Annotated in this window: 20 protein-coding genes; 12 read left to right on the top strand and 8 right to left on the bottom strand. The window is 58.0% G+C overall.

The window, feature by feature from the left end; translation table 11 throughout:
* Window positions 1-8: 8 nt before the first annotated feature.
* From IM267_RS14925 to IM267_RS14900, 6 genes are all read right to left on the bottom strand, one after another.
* Window positions 9-1,415 (bottom strand): sucrose-6-phosphate hydrolase, encoded by a 1,407-nt coding sequence (locus IM267_RS14925; RefSeq protein ID WP_193033706.1) that lies wholly within the window; start codon window positions 1,413-1,415, stop codon window positions 9-11.
* Entirely contained in the window at window positions 1,415-2,785 is a 1,371-nt protein-coding gene (locus IM267_RS14920; RefSeq protein WP_112792346.1) for a sucrose-specific PTS transporter subunit IIBC, read from the bottom strand. The genes IM267_RS14925 and IM267_RS14920 overlap by 1 nt, the downstream gene beginning before the upstream one ends.
* A gap of 66 nt (window positions 2,786-2,851) precedes the next feature.
* Window positions 2,852-4,369, bottom strand: a complete 1,518-nt coding sequence (locus IM267_RS14915; protein ID WP_107535387.1) for a carbohydrate porin — start codon at window positions 4,367-4,369, stop codon at window positions 2,852-2,854.
* A gap of 170 nt (window positions 4,370-4,539) precedes the next feature.
* The gene (locus tag IM267_RS14910; RefSeq protein ID WP_193033705.1) at window positions 4,540-5,436 is read right to left on the bottom strand and encodes an aminoimidazole riboside kinase; all 897 of its coding nucleotides are present in this window, start codon (window positions 5,434-5,436) and stop codon (window positions 4,540-4,542) included.
* Between the two features lie 88 nt (window positions 5,437-5,524).
* Complete coding sequence (locus IM267_RS14905) at window positions 5,525-6,736, bottom strand: diguanylate phosphodiesterase (RefSeq protein ID WP_063451535.1); 1,212 nt, start codon at window positions 6,734-6,736, stop codon at window positions 5,525-5,527.
* An 85-nt stretch (window positions 6,737-6,821) separates the two neighbouring features.
* Window positions 6,822-8,297, bottom strand: a complete 1,476-nt coding sequence (locus IM267_RS14900) for a carboxylesterase (protein WP_193033704.1) — start codon at window positions 8,295-8,297, stop codon at window positions 6,822-6,824.
* 267 nt (window positions 8,298-8,564) lie between these two features.
* Between IM267_RS14900 and IM267_RS14895 the strand changes: the two genes are divergently transcribed.
* From IM267_RS14895 to IM267_RS14865, 7 genes are read left to right on the top strand one after another with little or no spacing between them, the layout of a single operon-like run.
* Window positions 8,565-9,419: a MurR/RpiR family transcriptional regulator gene (locus IM267_RS14895; RefSeq protein WP_193033703.1), complete on the top strand. Its 855-nt coding sequence runs from the start codon at window positions 8,565-8,567 to the stop codon at window positions 9,417-9,419.
* 12 nt (window positions 9,420-9,431) lie between these two features.
* A complete protein-coding gene (gene ddpX, locus IM267_RS14890) occupies window positions 9,432-10,004 on the top strand; it encodes a D-alanyl-D-alanine dipeptidase (protein ID WP_102751154.1) in 573 nt (190 codons plus the stop codon).
* A gap of 15 nt (window positions 10,005-10,019) precedes the next feature.
* The gene (locus IM267_RS14885; protein WP_193033702.1) at window positions 10,020-11,552 is read left to right on the top strand and encodes an ABC transporter substrate-binding protein; all 1,533 of its coding nucleotides are present in this window, start codon (window positions 10,020-10,022) and stop codon (window positions 11,550-11,552) included.
* Window positions 11,553-11,575: 23 nt separating this feature from the next.
* The gene (locus IM267_RS14880; RefSeq protein WP_006810693.1) at window positions 11,576-12,598 is read left to right on the top strand and encodes an ABC transporter permease; all 1,023 of its coding nucleotides are present in this window, start codon (window positions 11,576-11,578) and stop codon (window positions 12,596-12,598) included.
* Window positions 12,595-13,491 carry a D,D-dipeptide ABC transporter permease gene (ddpC, locus tag IM267_RS14875; RefSeq protein ID WP_193033701.1) on the top strand — a complete coding sequence of 299 codons (897 nt, stop codon included), beginning with the start codon at window positions 12,595-12,597 and terminating at the stop codon, window positions 13,489-13,491. Before IM267_RS14880 ends, ddpC begins: the two co-directional genes overlap by 4 nt.
* Window positions 13,488-14,474: an ABC transporter ATP-binding protein gene (locus IM267_RS14870; RefSeq protein WP_193033700.1), complete on the top strand. Its 987-nt coding sequence runs from the start codon at window positions 13,488-13,490 to the stop codon at window positions 14,472-14,474. The genes ddpC and IM267_RS14870 overlap by 4 nt, the downstream gene beginning before the upstream one ends.
* Window positions 14,467-15,393, top strand: a complete 927-nt coding sequence (locus IM267_RS14865; RefSeq protein WP_193033699.1) for an ABC transporter ATP-binding protein — start codon at window positions 14,467-14,469, stop codon at window positions 15,391-15,393. The genes IM267_RS14870 and IM267_RS14865 overlap by 8 nt, the downstream gene beginning before the upstream one ends.
* A 31-nt stretch (window positions 15,394-15,424) precedes the next feature.
* On the opposite strand, the gene IM267_RS14860 is transcribed toward IM267_RS14865, so the two are convergent.
* Together IM267_RS14860 and IM267_RS14855 are read right to left on the bottom strand one after the other, a co-directional pair.
* Window positions 15,425-15,853 (bottom strand): OsmC family protein, encoded by a 429-nt coding sequence (locus IM267_RS14860; RefSeq protein WP_063866672.1) that lies wholly within the window; start codon window positions 15,851-15,853, stop codon window positions 15,425-15,427.
* A 69-nt stretch (window positions 15,854-15,922) separates the two neighbouring features.
* The gene (locus IM267_RS14855; protein ID WP_255507899.1) at window positions 15,923-16,810 is read right to left on the bottom strand and encodes a LysR family transcriptional regulator; all 888 of its coding nucleotides are present in this window, start codon (window positions 16,808-16,810) and stop codon (window positions 15,923-15,925) included.
* A 111-nt stretch (window positions 16,811-16,921) separates the two neighbouring features.
* Here IM267_RS14855 and IM267_RS14850 point away from each other — a divergent pair, with 111 nt between their 5' ends.
* From IM267_RS14850 to IM267_RS14830, 5 genes are all read left to right on the top strand, one after another.
* On the top strand, window positions 16,922-17,773 hold the full coding sequence (locus IM267_RS14850) for a Vmh family MBL fold metallo-hydrolase (RefSeq protein ID WP_193033697.1): 852 nt from the start codon (window positions 16,922-16,924) through the stop codon (window positions 17,771-17,773).
* A gap of 51 nt (window positions 17,774-17,824) precedes the next feature.
* The gene (locus IM267_RS14845) at window positions 17,825-18,346 is read left to right on the top strand and encodes a VOC family protein (protein WP_063866669.1); all 522 of its coding nucleotides are present in this window, start codon (window positions 17,825-17,827) and stop codon (window positions 18,344-18,346) included.
* Between the two features lie 141 nt (window positions 18,347-18,487).
* A complete protein-coding gene (gene bdm, locus IM267_RS14840) occupies window positions 18,488-18,703 on the top strand; it encodes a biofilm-dependent modulation protein (RefSeq protein ID WP_022648192.1) in 216 nt (71 codons plus the stop codon).
* Window positions 18,704-18,798: 95 nt separating this feature from the next.
* Window positions 18,799-18,936 (top strand): stationary-phase-induced ribosome-associated protein, encoded by a 138-nt coding sequence (gene sra, locus IM267_RS14835; RefSeq protein WP_003857059.1) that lies wholly within the window; start codon window positions 18,799-18,801, stop codon window positions 18,934-18,936.
* A gap of 176 nt (window positions 18,937-19,112) precedes the next feature.
* Complete coding sequence (locus IM267_RS14830; protein ID WP_003857058.1) at window positions 19,113-20,810, top strand: NAD-dependent malic enzyme; 1,698 nt, start codon at window positions 19,113-19,115, stop codon at window positions 20,808-20,810.
* Window positions 20,811-21,064 lie beyond the last annotated feature (254 nt).

Below are 21,064 nucleotides of genomic sequence, written 5' to 3'. Positions count from 1 at the left end.
CAAAACGCCTATTCTATCATGCAGGTGCGCAGCGACCAGTAGCGTAATGTGATGTCGGACGCACCTTCGACGCGCACCCGTGCCGGATGGTCAGGAAAATAGCGGCTGCTCATCACGCCTTCACCGTGATTGATGAAAATTTCGACGCTGGAACGGTCGCACAGCACGCGCAAATGATTAACGTCACCCCTCCAGTAGCGGGTCAACGTTTCTCCGGTCTCCAGACTGGCGCGCTCCAGACGTAAACCCTCATCATCCATAACCAGCCGCAACGCACCGGCAAAATTCACCTTCACGTGCGTAGCGCTTAACTCGAACTCAAGGCGCGTCCCGTCCAGGTCCGGCGCATCGTCGGCGCGCCCCTGCCAGTGGTGTTCATCCTCGCGCAGCGCTTCCAGCTCGCGCACCGGCGTTTGCCAGAGCTTGCCGTCGCGATAGCGCAGCTCGCGTGGACAGGTCATCTGGTGGATCCAGCCGTGCGCGCGGGTGGGCTGAAGCATCTCCTCGCCGTCCGGCACGCCCATCCAGCCGATGAGAATGCGGCGGCCATCCTCTGCCACCGCGGTTTGCGACGCATAAAACTCGAAGCCAGCGTCAAGCTCGTGCAGTTCGCCATGCGCAAAGGCAGACGTTTGATAATCAAACGCCCCGCTCATCCAGACGGCCGGATAGGTATTGAGATAGCGATGCGGCTCGCGCGCCAGCCCCTGCGGGCAGCAGATCAGCACGTGCGTGCCGTCGAGCGCAAAGAGATCCGGGCACTCCCACATATAGCCTGCGTCCGTTAGCCCATTGACGCCGTGACCGGCGATTTCGCCGCAGGAGACCCAGGCGTGCAAATCGACTGACGTAAACAGCAGCACCTTGCCGCGCTTATGCCGATCCTGCGCCCCGAGCACCATGTACCACTGCCCGTCATGGCGCCACACTTTCGGATCCCGAACGTGCCCGGTATACCCTTCCGGCAGGGGCAACACCGGCCCCAGCTTGGCAAAAGTGCCATCGTCGTTTTGCACCGCAAGACACTGCCAGGCGGTGCGGCCACCATCGTCAAACTTAACGTTGCCGGTATAGCACAGGGTCAGCACGCCGTTGTTATCCACGGCGCTGCCGGAGTAACAGCCGTTGCGGTCGTACGCTTCGTCGGGCATCAGCGCCATGGGCTCGTGCCGCCAGTGGACCAGATCCGCTGAACTCCAGTGTCCCCAGCACTTATAGCGATGATCGCAGTCCAGCGGGTTCCACTGATAGAACAGGTGGTAACGTCCGGCAAACCAGATAAAGCCGTTCGGATCGTTCATCAGCCCCGTCACGGGCGCGGGATGCCACTGCGGATAATGGCTGTCTGCCAGCGCGCGCGGCTGGCCTTGCATCACGGCCTGCAACACGGCAGGCCAGCGGGAAGGTAACGTCATTATTCAGAGTCCGTTTTATATTTCAGCAGCAGAGAGACGGTGAACGCCACGCCAAAGGCTATCACCATACCGATGATATAGTTGAGCAGCGAGCTGGCCTGGACGATCGCCATCCCGGGCAGCGCCGTCAGCCCAACGGCGGTCATGTAGACATGCACCGATACCACCCAGGCACCGCCCGCCGCGCCACCGATCAGCGCCGCGATAAACGGCTTCACGAAGCGCAGATTAATACCAAAAATCGCCGCTTCGGTGATACCCAGCATCGCAGAAAACGCCGACGGTAAGGTAATGGCCTTGATTTTGGCATCGCGGGTTTTGAACCACACCGCCAGACACGCCCCGCCCTGGGCCACGTTCGCCATCGCCCAGATCGGCAGCAGGAAGTTAACGCCGATTGACGGATTACCCAGCAGCCCGGCCTCAATGGCGTGGAAGCTATGGTGAATACCGGTAATGACAATCACCGAATAAAGCCCACCGAACAGCAGCCCGGCCAGCCAGCCTGCGTGGGCAATGAGGGTGCTGAGAATGAAGGAGATCCCGTCGCCCAGCGCGCGCCCCGCCGGGCCAATAATCAACAGCGCAATAAAACCGGAGATAATGACGGTCAGGAACGGCGTCAGGATCAGATCTAACGCATCCGGAATCGCCCGGCGCAGCTGTTTTTCCACAATGCTCATAAACCATACCGCTAGCAGCACCGGGAAGACGGTTCCCTGATAGCCAATCATGGCGATTTCGAGGCCGAAGAAGTTCATGGTGTGGAAGCCGGACGCCACGCCCCAGGCGTTGGTCAGCGCCGGGTGCGTCAGAATGCCGCCCAGTGTCGCGCCCAGATACGGGTTGCCGCCAAACTCGCGCGCGGCGGTGAAGCCAATCAGGATCGGCAAAATAATAAACGCCGCCGAGCTGCACATATCCAGCATGATATACAGCGCGTTATCCGGGTTGACCCAGCCGTAGGTTTTAACCATCCCGAGCAGGCCCATCAGCAGCCCCGAGGCCACAATCGCCGGGATAATCGGCACGAAAATATTGGACAGCAAGCGCGCGATACGCTGGAACGGGTTCAGCTTGCGGGCTGCAATATCCGCCGCTTCCGATTTACTGGACTCGCCAATTCCTGCTGCCTGAATAAATGCCGCGTAAACTTTATTCACCACGCCCGTGCCGAAGATCACCTGCATCTGCCCGGCATTGCGAAAACAGCCCTTTACGCCTTCAACCTTGCCGATAGCCTGCTGGTCGGCAAGCGCATCGTCGACCAGCACCAGACGAAGGCGCGTGGCGCAGTGCGCCGCGCTGGCAATGTTCTCTTTGCCACCGAGCAGCGGAATAAGCTCGCGAGCAATATGATTAAAATCCATAGATACCTCTTCCTGACCTCTTTTTATGATGTTCGAAACGCCCCCGCGATGCGGGAGCGTGAAGGGTTAAAACCAGGTTTCCATCTGCACCCCAAAGTTCCATTCCCCGCCCGCGTTGAAGCCGCTACTGCCAAAGGCGTCATCGCTGGCGTAGTTATCCAGCCTGCTGCTCCAGTCCATCCAGGTGGCGAACAGGCGCAGCTCCGGACGGCTGAAGAAATCGCCAATCTTGCCCGCCTTTAGCGTCGGGGCGAAGGTCAGCTTGTAGAAGCTGCCGTTAACCGCATTGCGATCCTTGTAGCCTTCCGGATTCAAATCCATGTACTGATAGCTGCCCTCGAACGCGAGGGCGAAATTCTGGGTCACCTCTTTGATCAGACGCGTGTTGAGCGTGACCCACTCATAGCGGTCGCCCTTCACGTAGCGGTCCTTACTGCTTTGCGCCAGCACGGCGGGCGCTATATGCCAGCCACCGCCCAGCGGCGTGACACCGTAACTTGCGAAGCGCCAGGTATCGGCCTCAGACAGCAGCGCGCCGTCAGAACCGATGCTTTTCACCTCGGCACCCAGACCGTGGCCGTAAAGCAGCGCCGTTTTGGCGGAACCTTCCCGCAGGCCGTAGAAGCTCTCGTTGTGCAAACCAACCAGCGCATGCACCCCGTTGTTCGCCGCGTCGGTTTTAATCGGATCGCCGTTGCTGTCCTTACGGTCGTCATTATCTTTTGCCCGCAGGCCGCTGACCATCAGCTGCACCGGCCCGGCGAAGTGATTCATGCTGAGGATGTAGTTCTGAACGTTATTGTCGATCTCCTCTTCGCTGCCGAAATTACGGCCATAAAGGGAAAAGTTGCTGCGCAGCGTATCGTTCCATTTCACGTCATAGACGCCGCCGCCGGTCCCGGCGAGGAATACCACGTCGGAATCCAGCCAGTGAATGTCGAAGTTGTCGCGATCGAAACGCTTGCCCGCCCAGAAGGTGCTGCCCTTCAGCGCGCCGGTGAAGTCCGGCAGATTGCCCAGTTCGGCAAAGGCCTGACGGACGTTCAGGTCGCTGCTGTCTGCTGACCAGTCGTTATAGGTTTTCTGTCCGTCGGCCAGCATCGCCTTGAAGCGCGTCGTCGCGCCGTTATCCAGCGTCTGCTTGTGCTCAACGTTCAGCTCCACGTAGGTATCCGCTTCGTTCCCCAGACGCCCGATGGCCCCGCCCGTTTCCCCTGCGGGAGTCAGATAGGGACCGCTTTTGCTGCTGGAGGCCGCGTCGTTCATCAGCAGGCCGGAACGGGCATAACCATGAAACTCAAAGCCGCCGGTCCGATCGGCTTTCTCCTCCAGTGCCGTGGTACGCTGCGCCACCGCCTGGGTGGTGGTTTGCGCTTTTTGCTGCGCGGTGACCAGCTGCTGCGTTTTCTCTTCCGCTATCGTGGCGCGCTTTTCAGCGGCCTGCGCGCGGGTTTCCGCCTCCTGCAAGCGCTGCTCCAGCGCCGCCAGACGCGCTTCGATACGCGTCATATCCGTCTGGGCAAAAACAGAGGTACTGCCGGCCAGCATGCCTATCATCACGGCAAGTCTGCGTTTTTTATACATTTTGTCGCATCCCGAAAATATTGGTGAAAGTGCTAAATTGCTAAACCGGTTTAGGCTGATGATACTAAACCGCCAAATTTTGGATCGGCAACTGTTTTTGCTAAACCGTTTTAGTAAGTGTGATCGAGGCGACAATTCAGGCCGCCGACCGGCGGCCCATGAGAGGAGAATTACAGTTCGTGATGGTAAGGCAGCGCGGTCATTGCCCCTTTTGCGGTTGTCGCCAGCGCCCCGCAGCGCTGGGCGAGCGTGATAACGTCTGAGAGGCTGGCTTCGCCATCACGTGCCAGGCCGAACAGCAGCCCGGCGACGAAAGCATCTCCCGCCCCGGTGGTATCAATGCATTCCACGGGTGATGCAGGATAGTGCGTCAATGTGCCTTCGTGCCAGGCGGTCACCCCTGCTTTTCCCTGCGTCACCAGCACCCGCCTGGCCGGACAGGTACGCATCAGTGCCGCCAGCCCCTCATGCACCTGCGCATTTCCGGTTAAAAACGCCAGTTCTTCTACCGAGAGTTTCACCACGTCTGCACAGGCCAATGCCCGCTCAAGACAGTGGCGCAGCTCGGCTTCATCGTGCCAGAGATCGGCGCGAATATTGGGGTCAAAGCTGACGAAACCGCCCGCCTGTCTGACAGCGGCCATCGCCTGAAACGTCGCGGAACGGCTGGGTTCGGCGCTGAGCGCGATGGAACAAACGTGCAGCCACTCTCCGGCGCGAAATGGCGGGAGGTCGCCAGCATCGAGGAATAAATCCGCGCTCGGGCGAACCATAAAGGTAAAGGAACGTTCACCGTCGTTATCGAGATCCACTACCACCGTGGAGGTCCGCTGCTGCGGGTCCAGACGCAGCCATTCTGTATTAACCTGCTCATCCGCAAGCGTTTTTTGCATAAAACGCCCAAACGGATCGTCGCCCACCCGGCCGATAAACGCGCTCCTGCCGCCCAGACGCGCAATCCCCACCGCAACGTTGGCCGGCGCGCCGCCCGGACATTGCAGCAGTTTGCCTTCGCCATCGGGCAAAAGATCCACCACCGCATCGCCAAGTACCCAGATCGTCTCCATATCACTCTCTTAGCTAAATAATGTTAAACCGGTTTAGCTATTTAAGCACAGGCGTGGTATTGGGGAAATAAGGCGAGGGAAAATTTGCTTAACGCACCCGATGAGGCCAGTGGATATCACCCACGCCGTTGAGCTGTGGACGGGCGAACAAAAAGCCCTGAAAGCGGCGAATACCGGCAGACTCAAGCCAGCACCACTCCTCTATCTTCTCAATTCCTTCCGCGACCAGGGTAATCTCCAGATCGGTGCAGCAGCTGATTATCGACTTCACAATCGCCTGCTTTGGGCCGCTCAGGTGGATATCGCTGACGATCTCCCTGTCGATTTTAAGCTTGTCCGGCTGGAATCTCGTGAGCAGCGACAGGCCGGCATAGCCGGAACCAAAATCATCTATCGCCAGCCCAACCCCCTCCGCGCGCAGCTGTTTGATGGCGCTGTTAAACTGGTTGAAGCCGGAAATCATCTCGTTCTCAGTGACTTCAATGACCACCTGCTCTGGCTGGAGACCGTGCTGTTTGATCTGCGTCACCAGAAACTCAACCGCACCGGGCACGTTAACCAGCGACATCGGCAGCAGATTCACCGCCAGCTTGTGGCTACCAATGCCCAGCTTTTTCGCCAGCGCAAAGGTCCAGGCTTTGGTTTGCAGGTCGACTTCGTAAATTCGTTGGTGATCGAGGCTTCTGAAGAAATGCTCCGGGCTACCGCCGTCGTTTCCGCGTATGAGCGCCTCAAGAGAGCTGATTTTGCCTTCGGACGGCTCGACAATCGGTTGCAGCGCAAACTGGCAGGGCTGGCCCGCAAGCAGGCCTAACCCTTCACCAAACGGCGTGCTTTCCCGCGACAGCGTCCATTTATCAGGCTCATAGTTCGAAGCCGGTGGCGCAGAGATTTTGCCGGTGATAAAGGTCTGGATGAATTTGAAGACCCGATCCTCAGAAGTGAGGTAGCTTTCCAGCTTGCTGTAGTGCAGTACCGACGCCAGAATCGCCTTCGGGGTCTGAACCTCCAGGTCGAACCGCAGCATCCCCACGTTATCGAACCGTCTGCGCGGACCGTAATCGCGCATCAGCTCCACTACGCCGGTATGCCGGTTATCTTCGCGGATGGTATTAAACAGCGCGACTACGCTCTGTTCCGTTCCCTCAAGAATTTGCAGGACGTCACGGCCACTGGAGAGAAGAATGCCGGATATGCCCTGCTCCGTATTGCGGATCCTGGCCTGTTCAACCAGCTCGCTTAACGCTGCGGAGGTGCAGGTTAAGCTCAGCTGGCTTCGATAAATGAGAGTTGTCAGCACAGAAAGAGGTCCGATAGAGATATAGGCCAGAGCGGTACTGTTTAACACAGTTCCCCGGCGGGACCTAATCTATTCCGCAGCGGAATTAATTTTCCCCGATACGGCTGTCGATCCGCGCCTGCATGTAATCGTAGAACGGATTCGACGTCACGCGCATTAGCGCATCTTTGCCGACGCTCAGCACCGATGTTTCTCCCCACAGAGCAATCGTCCCGAGGCTAATGCCATAGTGATTTTTTACCTCAGGATGTCGGCCATACAGATCGTCATTGGGCGGGAACGGTATGGCAACGTGCGACAGGGAATACACCTCTTGCGGATAAGAGACCGTCAGCGGCACCACCGTTTCCCGGGTGCTACCCGCTGGCGTTGCCTTTGCCACCATATCGAAGCTGTCGGGGCTGGCATTGGTTACAATCGTGACACTGTAACGTCTTTTTGCCACGGGCAGCAGATCGGCCACCGCCGTCCAGGATGACGGCCTGAACAGTGGACGGAAGCTCCCGGCCTGGTTGATATCAAATACCACCAGTTCGCTGCCGTTAGCCGGAAGCCGATCAAACAGCCCGGTAACCACGGCGCGGGTACTGACCGTTGAATCCATAACCGACTGAAACGCCAGAACCGGCGGGAGCTGCGCCAGTTTGTGGGCCTGAACATCGCGATTTAACTGCTCATGCAGCGCCTGGGTAAGCAGCCAGGACTGACGTGCCGCATTCACCGGAAACGAGTTGTATTTGTAAGGGTTATATTCCGGCGCAATGTTGAGCCATGCGGCTTTGGCAAACGCCGGTAACATGGCCGGTAGCCCGGCGAAACCGGCAAAGCGAGCAAACGCGGTGACGCCAATCATCGGTGACAGCAAAACAATCTCCTGGGGTTTACGCAGTGCCGGCGCATCAAGGGCGTCGAGGGCGTATTTCATCGCCAGCGCCCCGCCGTTGGAGTAGCCCACCAGATGCAGCGGGAGATCGCTACCCGCCAGACGCGTCGCTTCACGAACCGCCAGGCGCGTCGCCGCGAGCCACGCTTCCCACTCGACGTTTGTCAGCGCGCCCGGCGCCGTGCCGTGTCCGGGCAAACGAGGAACAACGGCCACAAAGCCGTGCTTTTGGTAATTAAGAGCCAGATGCCTGACGCTGTAGGGCGAATCCGTCAGACCGTGAAGCAGCACCACCGCCCCGCGCGGCTTTCCGGTAGGCCTCAGCACAAACGACCGGTTCGCATCCGGAGAAAACTGTCCTGGCCACACCAGGCTCTGGCGATAATAGCGGTTTAAGGGCGTGCGCTCCGCTGCGGTGGCTTTCGCCGTCACCTCAGCGTCGAGATCGGTGAAGATGACGTTTTCACGGGCGACATAGGCCGCGAAGCTCGCGTTATCCATCTCCTGCACGGACATCTCGTCAGCGCGCCAGGTGTGCCAGTGATGCAGGGCCGGTCCCTGCTGGGACAGATAAACCCGCACCGCGAGCAGGACGAGCACAATGATCCCGATAACCATCGCCAGTTTTTTTGCGAGAGCCATCAGGCGCACGCTGACCCGCCAGGGCAAATTCGCCATTTGAGGCTCCCTCTCTTGTCCACAGATCCTTCATCTTACCAAAAAATGTGAAGAGACTGACGTATTCACCAAATAGATATCTCTCGGGTCGGACACTGCACCAAAAGTGAACTACGCTGCACAAATGTTGATCATCTGTTAAACAAATATTGCATTAACTTACCTGCACAGCGCGTTTTCGCCGCAATGTGAACATGGCACGCGTCCTGCATTGTTAATGCGGTAACAGAAATCCGGCCAATGACAGCCAGTTAACAGCGAGGCGGTATGACGACCAAACCTGAGGTGTTGAGCCGTATCGAAGCGACCTTCAGCCAGCTCACCCCGAGCGAAAAGCGGGTGGCAAGCTGGATGCTGGCGCACGTCGGGCAGATCCCGTTCGAAACGGCAGAAAGCGTGGCGCTGGCCACGGCCACCAGCGGGATCACCGTCGGGCGTTTTCTGCGCAAGCTGGGCTATCGCAACCTGGACGATGCCAAAAAAAGTCTGCGCGCTCCCCATCAGCCCTGGGGCATTAACGAGCGCCTCGACTCCTGGAAGCAGCAGCAGCCGCTGTCGGATCGCGTTCAGCGCTCCCTGTCGCTGGAGGTGGAGGCCATTGCCCATGTCTACCAGCTGGCGCAAAGCGAAACGTTCAGGCAGGTGGTCCATCAACTTGCTCATGCCGATGCCGTCTTCGTGCTGGGGATCCAGTCCACGCGCGGGATCGCCAATGCGTTCTTCAGCCATCTGGAGTACCTGCGCCCGCGCGTGAGCTATTCCGAAGGGCTCTCCGGCAGCTGGGTGGAGTCGCTTAACTCCGGGTTTGCGCACCCGTATATCGTGCTGACCGATACCCGCGCCTACTCCGCCATTGCCCGCCAGTACTGCCGCGTGGCGAGCGAAAAAGGGCTGCCGATGGCGCTGATCACCGATATCTGGTGCCCGTGGGCGCGGGATTACCCGATTGATTTACTCCAGGTGAAGACCGATACCGGCCATTTCTGGGATTCGCTGGCGCCGGTGAGCTGTCTGTTCAACCTGCTGCTGTCGGGCGTGGTGGAGGCGCTGGGGGATGCGCTGCCGGAGCGTCTGGCAGTCAACCGACAATTACAACAAGAGTTTGGTCAATTTGAACGCTAAAGGAGCGGAGCTATGCCTGAAGAGAGTCAACTGATTGATGTGGCGAAAACCTTTCCCACGCTGCATATCGATCTGAAATACGCCACTGCCGATAACATTACCGGCCGCCCAATCTACCAGCACGCCGCGTGTCTGCTGCATACGGATGCCGCCACCGCACTGGCAAAAGCGATCGGCATCGCCGCGCTGGCCGGTCTGAAACTGGTGGTCTACGACGCCTACCGACCCCAGCAGGCGCAGGCGCAACTCTGGGATGCCTGCCCCAATCCGCAATACGTGGTGGACGTCGCAATTGGCTCCAACCACAGCCGGGGCACCGCCATTGACGTCACGCTGATGGATGAACACGACAACGTGCTGGATATGGGCGCCGCGTTTGACGAAATGCACGACCGCTCTCATGCCTGGCACCCTTCCGTTCCGCCCGCGGCACAGCGTAATCGTCTGCTCCTGAACGCCGTGATGTCCGGCGGCGGTTTTGTCGGCATCAGCAGCGAGTGGTGGCATTTCGAGCTGCCGAACGCCGCAAGCTACCCGCTGCTGGACGACCAGTTCGCCTGTTATTCGACCACACCCTCACTGTAATTCTGGAGCCCGGCCATGAAAACAACGCTGCTTACTACCCTGATTGCCGCTACGCTCGCCCTCAGCGCCCCGCTCGCGCTGGCGGCAGTGCCAAAAGATATGCTGGTAATAGGTAAAGCTGCCGATCCGCAAACGCTGGATCCGGCGGTGACTATCGATAACAACGACTGGACGGTGACCTACCCCTCGTACCAGCGTCTGGTGAAATACAAGCCTGGCACCACGGAGGTGGAAGGCGATCTGTCGACGGGCTGGAAGGCGTCAGAGGATCAGAAAGAATGGACGTTTACCCTGGCAAACAATGCAAAATTCTCCGACGGCACGCCGGTGACCGCCGAAGCGGTCAAGCTGTCGTTTGAACGCCTGCTGAAAATTAACCAGGGGCCATCCGAAGCGTTCCCGAAAGATTTGAAAGTGGACGCCGTGGATGAACATACGGTGAAATTCACCCTCAGCCAGCCGTTTGCCCCGTTCCTCTACACGCTGGCGAATGACGGCGCGTCGATCGTCAACCCGGCGGTGCTGAAGGCCAATGCCGCCGACGATGCGCGGGGTTTCCTGGCGCAAAACACCGCGGGTTCCGGGCCATTTATGCTGAAAAGCTGGCGCAAAGGTCAGCAGCTGATAATGGTGCCCAACCCGCACTGGCCGGGCGAAAAGCCGCACTTTAAGCGCGTCTCGGTGAAGATTATCGGTGAAAGCGCCTCGCGTCGCCTGCAACTTTCCCGTGGCGATCTGGATATCGCCGACGCCCTGCCGGTGGATCAGCTTGCCGCCCTGAAGCAGGAAGGCAAAGTGGCCGTGGCGGAATACCCGTCCCTTCGGGTGACCTATCTCTATCTGAACAACAGTAAAGCCCCGATGAATCAGGTGGATTTGCGCCGTGCTGTCTCCTGGGCGACCGATTATCAGGGGATGGTGAAAGGCATTATCAGCGGGAACGGCAAGCAGATGCGCGGCCCGATCCCGGAGGGCATGTGGGGCTTCGATGCAAACGCCATGCAGTACAGCTTTGACGAGGCCAAAGCCAAAGCGGCGCTGGAGAAAGTCAACGATAAACCCGCCAGCCTGACGTTCCTCTACTCCGATAACGACCCGAACTGGGAGCCTATCGCCCTCTCCACCCAGGCGAGCCTGAGCAAGCTAGGGATTAACGTCAAGCTGGAGAAACTGGCGAACGCCACCATGCGCGACCGCGTCGGCAAAGGTGATTATGACATCGCGATTGGTAACTGGAGCCCGGACTTTGCCGATCCGTACATGTTCATGAACTACTGGTTCGAATCGGACAAAAAAGGGCTGCCGGGCAACCGCTCATTCTATGAGAACAAAGAGGTCGATGCGCTGTTGCAGGCGGCACTGAAAACCACCGATCAGGCGGAACGTACCAAAGACTATCAGCAGGCGCAGAAAGTGGTGATTGACGAGGCGGCTTACGTTTATCTGTTCCAGAAGAACTACCAGCTGGCGATGAACAAAGAGGTCAAAGGCTTCACCTTTAATCCGATGCTGGAGCAGGTCTTTAACATCACCACCATGAGTAAGTAACGGTCCATGCCGGGGGAAAGTGTATGACGTTCTGGAGCATCGTGCGCCAGCGCTGCTGGGGGTTAATCCTCGTCGTGGCCGGTGTCTGTATTATTACCTTTATTATTTCACACCTGATCCCCGGCGATCCGGCCCGCCTGCTGGCCGGTGACCGCGCGAGCGATGACATTGTGCAGGGCATCCGCCAGCAGCTGGGCCTGGACCAGCCGCTTTATATTCAGTTTGGCCGCTATGTTGAGGCGCTGGCGCACGGTGATTTGGGCACGTCCATTCGCACCGGTCGTCCCGTTGCGGAAGATTTGAAAGCCTTTTTCCCCGCCACGCTGGAGCTGGCCTTCTGCTCCCTGCTGCTGGCGCTGGTGATTGGCGTACCGCTGGGAATTTTATCGGCGGTGTACCGTAACCGCTGGCTGGATCACCTGGTGCGGCTGATGGCGATGACGGGCATCTCGACCCCTGCCTTCTGGCTGGGTCTGGGGGTCATCGTGCTGTTCTACGGGCAGCTGCAAATTCTGCCCGGAGGCGGCAGGCTGGACGACTGGCTCGATCCCCCTGCCCACGTGACCGGCTTTTATCTGCTGGACGCCCTGCTGGAAGGCAACGGCGAAGTATTTTTCAACGCGCTTCAGCACCTGATTTTGCCGTCCCTGACCCTGGCCTTTGTGCATCTGGGAATTGTGGCGCGTCAGGTGCGCTCCGCCATGCTGGAGCAGCTGAGCGAGGATTATATTCGTACCGCTCGGGCGAGCGGGCTGCCGGGCTGGTACATCGTGCTGCGCTATGCCTTGCCCAACGCCATGATCCCCTCCATTACCGTGCTCGGGCTGGCGCTGGGCGATCTGCTGTACGGGGCCGTCCTCACCGAAACCGTGTTTGCCTGGCCGGGAATGGGCGCCTGGGTCGTGACCTCCATTCAGGCGCTGGACTTCCCTGCCGTCATGGGCTTCGCGGTCGTGGTGTCGCTGGCCTACGTCTTCGTCAATCTGGTGGTAGATCTGCTGTATCTGTGGATCGACCCGCGAATCGGGCGCGGAGGTGCCGAATGATGTTAACTCAGGAAACGCCTGTCCCTGTCAGCACCGCTAAACAGCGCATCCACTGGGCGAAGCTGTTCTGGATGCTACGCAAAAGCCCGCTCACGCTGATCGGCGGGGTCATTATGATCCTGATGCTGCTGATGATGATGGTTTCGCCGTGGATAGTGCCGCACGATCCGAACGCGCTGGATCTCACCGCGCGTTTGCAGGCGCCGTCACTCCAGCACTGGTTCGGCACCGATGAGGTGGGCCGGGATCTGTTCAGCCGGGTGCTGGTGGGCAGCCAGCAGTCCATCACGGCGGGGCTGGCGGTGGTGGTGATTGCGGGCGGCATCGGCTCGCTGCTCGGCTGCTTGTCCGGCGTACTCGGTGGGCGCGGCGACGCCAGCATCATGCGCATCATGGACATTATGCTCTCTATCCCCTCGCTGGTGCTGACCATGGCGCTGGCCGCCGCGCTCGGCCCAAGCCTGTTTAACGCGATGCTGGCGATTGCGATTGTCCGCATTCCGTTTTACGTACGGCTGGCCCGTGGTCAGACGCTGGTCGTGCGCCAGTTTACCTATGTGCAGGCCGCCCGCACCTTTGGCGCATCGCGCTGGCACCTGATTCGCTGGCATATCCTGCGTAACGCCCTGCCGCCGCTGATCGTTCAGGCGTCGCTGGATATCGGCAGCGCTATTCTGATGGCTGCCACGCTGGGCTTTATTGGGTTAGGCGCGCAGCAGCCCACCGCCGAATGGGGCGCGATGGTGGCCGTGGGACGTAACTACGTGCTTGACCAGTGGTGGTACTGCGCGTTTCCCGGGGCGGCCATTTTGATTACGGCAGTCGGGTTTAATCTGTTTGGCGATGGTCTTCGCGACCTGCTGGATCCCAAATCAGGAGGGAAGCAGTCATGAGTGATTCCGTATTATCGATTGAAGATTTACACCTGAGCTTCCCCATTTTTCGCGGCGATGTACATGCGCTCAACCACGTCTCGCTGGAGATTGGCCGGGGTGAAATTGTTGGAGTAGTGGGCGAATCCGGCTCGGGAAAATCGGTCACCGCGATGCTGGCGATGCGCCTGCTGCCGGAAGGCAGTTACCATGTTCACCACGGGCGGGTCACGCTGCTCGGGGATGATGTGCTGAACGCGTCAGAAAAACAGCTTCGCCAGTGGCGCGGCGCAAAGGTGGCGATGATTTTTCAGGAGCCGATGACGGCGCTCAATCCCACGCGGCGGATCGGCAGGCAGATGGTGGAGGTGATCCGCCAGCATCAGCCGCTTTCACGGCGTGAAGCGCAGCAGAAGGCGATCTCCCTGCTGGGCGAGATGCAAATTCCGGACGCGGCGCAGGTGATGGATCGCTATCCGTTTGAGCTTTCCGGCGGCATGCGCCAGCGAGTGATGATCGCCCTTGCCTTCTCCTGCGAGCCGGAGCTGATCATTGCCGATGAACCCACCACCGCGCTGGATGTAACCGTCCAGCTCCAGGTGCTGCGGCTGTTGAAACATAAAGCGCGCGCCAGCGGAACGTCGGTGCTGTTTATCAGTCACGATATGGCGGTAGTGTCGCAGCTTTGTGACCGGATGTACGTCATGTACGCGGGCAGCGTGATCGAAAGCGGCAGCACGCAGACCTTGATTCACCATCCTGTGCACCCCTATTCGATTGGCCTGCTGCGGTGCGCGCCGGAAAATGGCGAACCGCGTGAGATCCTCCCGGCCATTCCCGGCACGGTGCCTAATCTCAGCCACCTGCCGCGCGGATGTGCCTTTCGCGAGCGCTGTTTTGCGGCCGGTGCGAAATGCGGTGAAACGCCGCGCTTACACTCCACGGGCGCAGAAGGCCAGCAGGCAGCCTGCTGGTATCCACAACAGGAGACACGCCATGTCTGAGGTATTGCTGGAACTGGACGACGTGCACGTGAATTTTCCCGCGCGCAAAAACTGGCTGGGGCGCGTGACGGAACAGGTGCACGCTCTGAACGGCATGGATCTCCAGATCCATCGCGGCGAAACGCTGGGCATTGTGGGGGAATCCGGCTGTGGAAAGAGTACGCTGGCGCAGCTGCTGATGGGCATGCTCAAACTGAGCACCGGCGCCTGTCAGCGCGCGAACGCGGCGGGCGGTATGCAGATGGTATTTCAGGATCCGCTCTCATCCCTCGATCCGCGTTTACCCGTCTGGCGCATCATCACCGAGCCGGTGTGGATACAGCAACGCCGCAGCGAGCGGGAGCGTCGTCAGCTGGCCGAAGCCCTGGCGCAGCAGGTGGGCATTCGTGCTGAATACCTTGACCGTCTGCCGCATGCGTTTTCGGGCGGACAGCGTCAGCGAATCGCCATTGCCCGGGCGCTCTCCTCGGATCCGGACATCATCGTGCTGGATGAACCTACCAGCGCGCTGGATATTTCCGTCCAGGCGCAGATCCTCAATTTGCTGGTTGCCCTGCAACAGCAGCGAAATCTCACCTACGTGCTGATCTCACACAATGTTTCGGTGGTCCGGCACATGAGCGATCGCGTGGCAGTGATGTATCTGGGGCAGATTGTTGAGCTGGGCACGGCGGACCAGGTGCTGGGCCAGCCGCGTCATCCGTATACGCAGCTGCTGCTCGACTCCGTTCCCCGCACCGGCGAGCCGCTTGACGACGCGCTGGCGCTGCGAAAAACCGACCTGCCCGGCAACCGGCACTTGCCGATCGGGTGCTATTTCCGTGACCGTTGCCCACTGGCGACGCAGGGATGTGAACAGCCGCAACAACTTCAATCCTCTTCCGGGAGCCGAAGCGTGCGCTGCTGGCGTAACCGTTAAAAAATAAGCCGGGCATCTGCCCGGCCTGCAATCAGTTCAGCTTATAGTCCAGCGTAATTTCCGCTTTCAGCAGCTGCGAGACCGGACAGCCCGCCTTCGCTTTCTGGATAATGCCGTCGAACTGCTGAGGATCGATACCCGGTACCGTCACCTTGCTTTGCAGCGCGACCTTGCTGATGGCAAAACCCCCGTCGGTTTTGTCCAGCGAGACGTCCGCCGTGGTATCGATGGAGTCAGCGGTGTAGCCCGCTTCACCCAGCATCAGCGACAGGGCCATGGAGAAACAGGCTGCGTGCGCTGCACCAATCAGCTCTTCCGGGTTGGTTCCCTTCTCGCCCTCAAAGCGGGTGTTGAAGCCGTAAGGTTGCTGGTTGAGGACGCCGCTTTCGGTTGATACCGTCCCTTTGCCGCGCTTAATGTCGCCTGACCAGTGTGCTGAACCGTGCTTATGAATCGTCATTCTTGCTCTCCTTTTGGCTTACAAAGGGTTAAGTATAGGACGCCTCACCCGTTTTGCAGGGAACACAGACTAGTCCGAAGGCGCAGCGAGGTGGTTTGCCAGCGCGTCGAGAAACACGCGCTGCGCCGCCGGCTGATAGTCACGCGACTGATAAATGCCAAAAATGCCGATCGGTTTTGGCGTGAAGGCGTTAAGCACCGGCACCAGGCTGCCCTCTTTGAGCGCCGCGCTGGCCTCGCGTTCGGGCAGCATGGCAATACCGCAGTGGTTTATCGCTGCTTCCATCAGCAGAGACGAGATACTGGCGCTCAGATTGCCGCTCACCGCCGTTGCGATCGCTTCGCCTTCGGGCGTCAAAAAACGCCACGATTGCCCCGCGAAGAAGCTGTAATGCAGGCAGTTGTGCCGGGCTAAATCTTCAAGCTGTTCAGGAACGCCCCGGCTGGCAAGATACTGCGGCGAGGCGCAAAGCACGGACCTGCACTCTCCCAGCCTGCGGGCGATCATGCCGGGCTCGGGGCTATCGGTGATGCGGATCGCCACGTCAATTCGCTCTCCCACCAGGCTCACCGGATGGTTATTGACATCCAGTTCGATGCGCAGCTGAGGGTAACGCTGCAACAGATCCGGCAGCACCGGAGCGATCAGCTGGGTCGCGGTAAAATGCGCGCAGGCGACGCGAAGGGTGCCAGAGGGCAAATCCTTCACGGACTGATCTTCAATTTCCTGAGAAATTTGCGACAGCGTACGGGTCTTTTGCAGCACTTTCTCTCCCGCCGCCGTTAGCGTCAGCTTGCGGGTGGAACGGTTCACCAGCCGCGCACCGGCCCACTTCTCCATTTGCTCCAGATAGCGGCTCACCATCGGGCGAGAGATCCCCAGCGCCCGCGCCGCCGCGCTTAAACTTCCCAGCTCACAGATGCGATTGTACACCTGGGCGGCAATTACGCGATCCATTCTGACCTCCATTTGCTCGATTTATGAAACTAAGCATCTCCTGTTTCAGGAATTCTGGCAAATGCAGAGATCCGTACAATAGAGACTTTCCTGATAAAAAGAGAGTTGACCATGACCATCGCCCGCCTTGCTTTGCTGACCACCCTTGTTACTCCGGCCGCGTTTGCCGCGCCGTTAACCATTGATACGTACAACCCGCAAGAAAAAGGGATTTTTGCCGTCTCTTCCACCCTGGTATCTGGGCCGAAAGAGGCAGTGCTGTTTGACGCGCAGTTCAGCGTGAAGGATGGCGAAGCGCTGGTGGAAAAAATTCGCCACAGCGGTAAAACGCTGAACAAAATTGTGATCACCTCCGGCGATCCGGATTTCTATTTTGGTCTGCAACCGCTGGTGAAAGCCTTCCCGAACGCCAAGGTTGTCGCTACGCAGCAGGTGGTGGACCATATCAACGCCACTAAAGACGCCAAGCTCGCCTTCTGGGGGCCGCAGATGAAAGACGGCGCGCCCACGCAGCTTTACGTACCGCAGGTGCTTGCCTCAACCACCTTTATGATTGACGGTGAGAGAGTGAGCATTGAAGAGCCTGAAAGCTATGCAGCGTATGTCTGGATCCCCTCCGCGAAAACCATCCTCGGCGGCACGGGCGTCGCCTGGGGCATTCACGTCTGGACGGCGGATACTCAGACGCCAGAAAGCCGCAAACAGTGGCAGCAGACCCTGGATAATATGGCCGCCCGTAAGCCCGATCGCGTGATTCCAGGCCACTACCTGGGAACACCACCTGCGGGAACCGGCGCGATTGACTTTACCCGTGACTATCTACAGCGTTTTGAACTGGCCCTCACGACGCATAAAGAATCAACCGGCGTCATCAACGCGATGAAAAAACAGTGGCCGAACCTTGCGGAAGAAAGTTCTCTGGAACTGAGCGCCAAAGTGAATACCGGCGAAATGAAGTGGTAATAGCCTGATTATCTCCTGCTATATTTAAATTTTTTATAGCAGGAGTTTTATATGCAATCGCCAGTAAGGGGCATCGACCATATCGGTATTACCGTGCCCGACATTGAAAAAGCCACCCTATTTTTTGAGCACGCTTTCGGCGCGAAGGTTTTATATCATTCTGTCGATGCTGAAACCGATAATATTGACCAGTCCGCTCAGCAACACACCTTAAAATTATTTCCCGGCACTAAAATTCACGCCATCCGCATGCTCGCCATGCCTCACGGACCCGGCATTGAACTCTTCGAAATGCACGGACCTGAGCAGGGTATGCCCGCCCGCGCCAGCGATTTTGGCCTTCAGCATTTTGCTGTTTATGTTGATGATTTTGATAGTGCCATCGCGGCTTTCACCGCCGCCGGCGGCGAGATGTTTACCGCGCCGAAGCCGCTTAGCTTTCCGGATGAGCAAGGTGAAGGCAATGCTTTCTGCTATGGTCAAACCCCCTGGGGCAGCGTTGTGGAATTGATCTCCTGGCCGACCCCCATGCCTTATGAAAAAACGACGAATTTACGCCGCTGGAAGCCCTAAAATTTATTTCTGTGCTACGGCATGTGATATTTTTATTTCCAGGACGAATCTGAGCCACAACGACGAAAATATTTGTCACTCTGAATGCGAATTACGATTTTGCACGCCGTAACATTAAACAGACAACGACACGGAGGCAGCATGTTTACTTATTACCCGGCACATACCACAGCAGCACAACCGGAACTTGTTAACGCGATCGCACAAGGTCTTCACGCCGAGCACGGTGTTGTTACTGAAGATGACATTTTGATGGAACTGACCAAGTGGGTGGAAGCCACGGACAATGACATCCTCAGTGACATCTACCAGCAAACCATCAACTATGTGGTTAGCGGGCGCAACGCACCTTTATAAAAACCTGCTAAGCTGGATCTGCAACCTAAGGGGTTACATTTCGTTTGCGTAAGCAAACTTGTCCTTAAAACTATCAACAGGATTGAGGAGTTAATATGAAATCGAACCGTCAGGCACGCCACATTCTGGGACTGAACTACAAGCTCTCTAACAAGCGTAAAGTGGTGATTGAGGAGGGTAGCGAAACGCAGGTTACCCACGCTACCGGCAGAAAACGCCCTTCCGGCAAGTAAGTCCCGGCACGATATTCACAACACCATCGGTAATCCCGATGGTGTTTTTGTTTATGTGTTGCGGTAATTAATATTCAGCTCCTTTATAATACCAACCGACCGCACCCCGTAGCACAGGCCAGAAAGATGACAAACAGCAGTGTCAGGGACGGATCTTCTTAAAAAGAGTGAGTGACATGGACAACAAACTGAAAAAACATCGTTCCCTTTATATTCCTTACGCCGGTCCGGTTTTACTGGAGTTCCCTCTTCTGAACAAAGGCAGCGCCTTTAGCATGGAAGAGCGCAGCAGCTTTAACCTGCTGGGCCTGCTGCCTGAAGTCGTTGAAACCATTGAAGAACAGGCAGAACGTGCCTGGATCCAGTATCAGGGCTTCAAAACCGAAATCGATAAACACATCTACCTGCGTAATATCCAGGATACTAACGAAACCCTTTTCTACCGCCTCGTGCAGAACCATCTCGAAGAGATGATGCCGGTGATTTACACCCCAACGGTCGGCGCGGCGTGCGAACGCTTCTCCGAGATCTACCGCCGTTCCCGCGGCGTGTTCATCTCCTATCAGAACCGTCACAACATGGACGACATTCTGCAAAACGTGCCGAACCACAATATCAAAGTGATCGTGGTGACCGATGGCGAACGTATTCTTGGCCTTGGCGACCAGGGCATTGGCGGGATGGGTATTCCTATCGGTAAGCTTTCTCTCTATACCGCCTGCGGCGGGATCAGCCCGGCCTATACCCTGCCGGTGGTGCTGGACGTGGGGACTAACAACCAGCAGCTGCTGAACGATCCGCTGTACATGGGCTGGCGTCACCCGCGCATTACCGACGACGAGTATTATCAGTTTGTTGATGATTTCATTCAGGCCGTGAAGCACCGCTGGCCGGACGTTCTGTTGCAGTTCGAAGACTTCGCGCAGAAAAACGCCATGCCGCTGCTTAACCGTTATCGCGATGAGATCTGCTCGTTCAACGACGACATTCAGGGCACCGCGGCCGTGACCGTCGGTACGCTGATTGCCGCGAGCCGTGCGGCGGGCAGCCAGCTTAGCTATCAGAAAATTGTCTTCCTGGGCGCGGGCTCTGCGGGCTGCGGCATCGCCGAGCAAATTATTGCCCAGACCCAGCGAGAAGGCCTGAGCGAAGAGCTGGCCCGCTCCCGCGTCTTTATGGTGGACCGCTTTGGCCTGCTGACCGACGGCATGCCGAACCTGCTTCCGTTCCAGACCAAACTGGTGCAGAAGCGCGAGAACCTGAAAAACTGGGATACCGACAACGAAGTGCTTTCCCTTCTTGACGTGGTGCGCAACGTCAAGCCGGACATTTTGATTGGCGTGTCCGGGCAGACTGGCCTCTTTACGGAAGAGATCATTCGCGAAATGCACAAGCACTGCGAACGTCCTATCGTGATGCCGCTGTCAAACCCGACCTCACGCGTGGAAGCAACGCCGCAGGACATCATCGCCTGGACCGAAGGCAATGCCCTGGTCGCGACCGGCAGTCCGTTCGATCCGGTGGTGTGGAAGGACAAACTCTACCCCATCGCGCAGTGCAACAACTCCTACATCTTCCCGGGTATTGGCCTGGGTGTCATCGCCTCCGGCGCATCACGCATCACCGACGAAATGCTGATGTCCGCGAGCGAAACGCTGGCGGGTCACTCTCCGCTGGTGAACAACGGTGAAGGACTGGTACTGCCGGAGCTGAAGGACATACATAAGGTGTCCCGTGCCATTGCCTTTGCGGTGGGCAAAATGGCGCAGCAGCAAGGCGTAGCGGTGAAAACCTCTGCCGATGCGTTGCAGCAGGCAATTGACGATAATTTCTGGATGCCGGAATACCGTAGCTATCGTCGTACTTCGATTTAAACATTGCCCCTTACCCCAGTCCTCTCCCTAAAGGGGAGAGGGTCAGGGTGAAGGGAATATACGGCACTTCCCGCTAGCCAAACCCACATTCCCCCGCTACACTCCCTTCATCCATCAACCCACTGAATATATAAGGAGGCCAATTATGCTGTACTGTGAAATTTTCAATGTTTCACATACATTTGGTGATCGCACCAGCTCAAGCGTTATCGGTATCGTGCTGCGATAACTTCCGCTTGAGCGAAGACACCAAC

The organism is Enterobacter cloacae complex sp. P15RS (assembly GCF_014895905.1).
Taxonomy (GTDB): domain Bacteria; phylum Pseudomonadota; class Gammaproteobacteria; order Enterobacterales; family Enterobacteriaceae; genus Enterobacter; species Enterobacter quasihormaechei.
This window is presented reverse-complemented; position numbering and strand designations above follow the sequence as displayed.

Bases quoted from the DNA above. Each gene is read 5' to 3' on its own strand.
- IM267_RS14870 (WP_193033700.1), top strand. From the start codon at position 13,488: ATGAGTGATTCCGTATTATCGATTGAAGATTTACACCTGAGCTTCCCC.
- IM267_RS14860 (WP_063866672.1), bottom strand. From the start codon at position 15,853: ATGACGATTCATAAGCACGGTTCAGCACACTGGTCAGGCGACATTAAG.
- IM267_RS14845 (WP_063866669.1), top strand. From the start codon at position 17,825: ATGCAATCGCCAGTAAGGGGCATCGACCATATCGGTATTACCGTGCCC.
- IM267_RS14855 (WP_255507899.1), bottom strand. From the start codon at position 16,810: ATGGATCGCGTAATTGCCGCCCAGGTGTACAATCGCATCTGTGAGCTG.
- IM267_RS14900 (WP_193033704.1), bottom strand. From the start codon at position 8,297: ATGGCGAATTTGCCCTGGCGGGTCAGCGTGCGCCTGATGGCTCTCGCA.
- IM267_RS14895 (WP_193033703.1), top strand. From the start codon at position 8,565: ATGACGACCAAACCTGAGGTGTTGAGCCGTATCGAAGCGACCTTCAGC.
- IM267_RS14830 (WP_003857058.1), top strand. From the start codon at position 19,113: ATGGACAACAAACTGAAAAAACATCGTTCCCTTTATATTCCTTACGCC.
- IM267_RS14920 (WP_112792346.1), bottom strand. From the start codon at position 2,785: ATGGATTTTAATCATATTGCTCGCGAGCTTATTCCGCTGCTCGGTGGC.
- ddpX (WP_102751154.1), top strand. From the start codon at position 9,432: ATGCCTGAAGAGAGTCAACTGATTGATGTGGCGAAAACCTTTCCCACG.
- sra (WP_003857059.1), top strand. From the start codon at position 18,799: ATGAAATCGAACCGTCAGGCACGCCACATTCTGGGACTGAACTACAAG.
- IM267_RS14865 (WP_193033699.1), top strand. From the start codon at position 14,467: ATGTCTGAGGTATTGCTGGAACTGGACGACGTGCACGTGAATTTTCCC.
- IM267_RS14925 (WP_193033706.1), bottom strand. From the start codon at position 1,415: ATGACGTTACCTTCCCGCTGGCCTGCCGTGTTGCAGGCCGTGATGCAA.
- ddpC (WP_193033701.1), top strand. From the start codon at position 12,595: ATGATGTTAACTCAGGAAACGCCTGTCCCTGTCAGCACCGCTAAACAG.
- IM267_RS14850 (WP_193033697.1), top strand. From the start codon at position 16,922: ATGACCATCGCCCGCCTTGCTTTGCTGACCACCCTTGTTACTCCGGCC.
- IM267_RS14880 (WP_006810693.1), top strand. From the start codon at position 11,576: ATGACGTTCTGGAGCATCGTGCGCCAGCGCTGCTGGGGGTTAATCCTC.
- IM267_RS14910 (WP_193033705.1), bottom strand. From the start codon at position 5,436: ATGGAGACGATCTGGGTACTTGGCGATGCGGTGGTGGATCTTTTGCCC.
- bdm (WP_022648192.1), top strand. From the start codon at position 18,488: ATGTTTACTTATTACCCGGCACATACCACAGCAGCACAACCGGAACTT.
- IM267_RS14885 (WP_193033702.1), top strand. From the start codon at position 10,020: ATGAAAACAACGCTGCTTACTACCCTGATTGCCGCTACGCTCGCCCTC.
- IM267_RS14915 (WP_107535387.1), bottom strand. From the start codon at position 4,369: ATGTATAAAAAACGCAGACTTGCCGTGATGATAGGCATGCTGGCCGGC.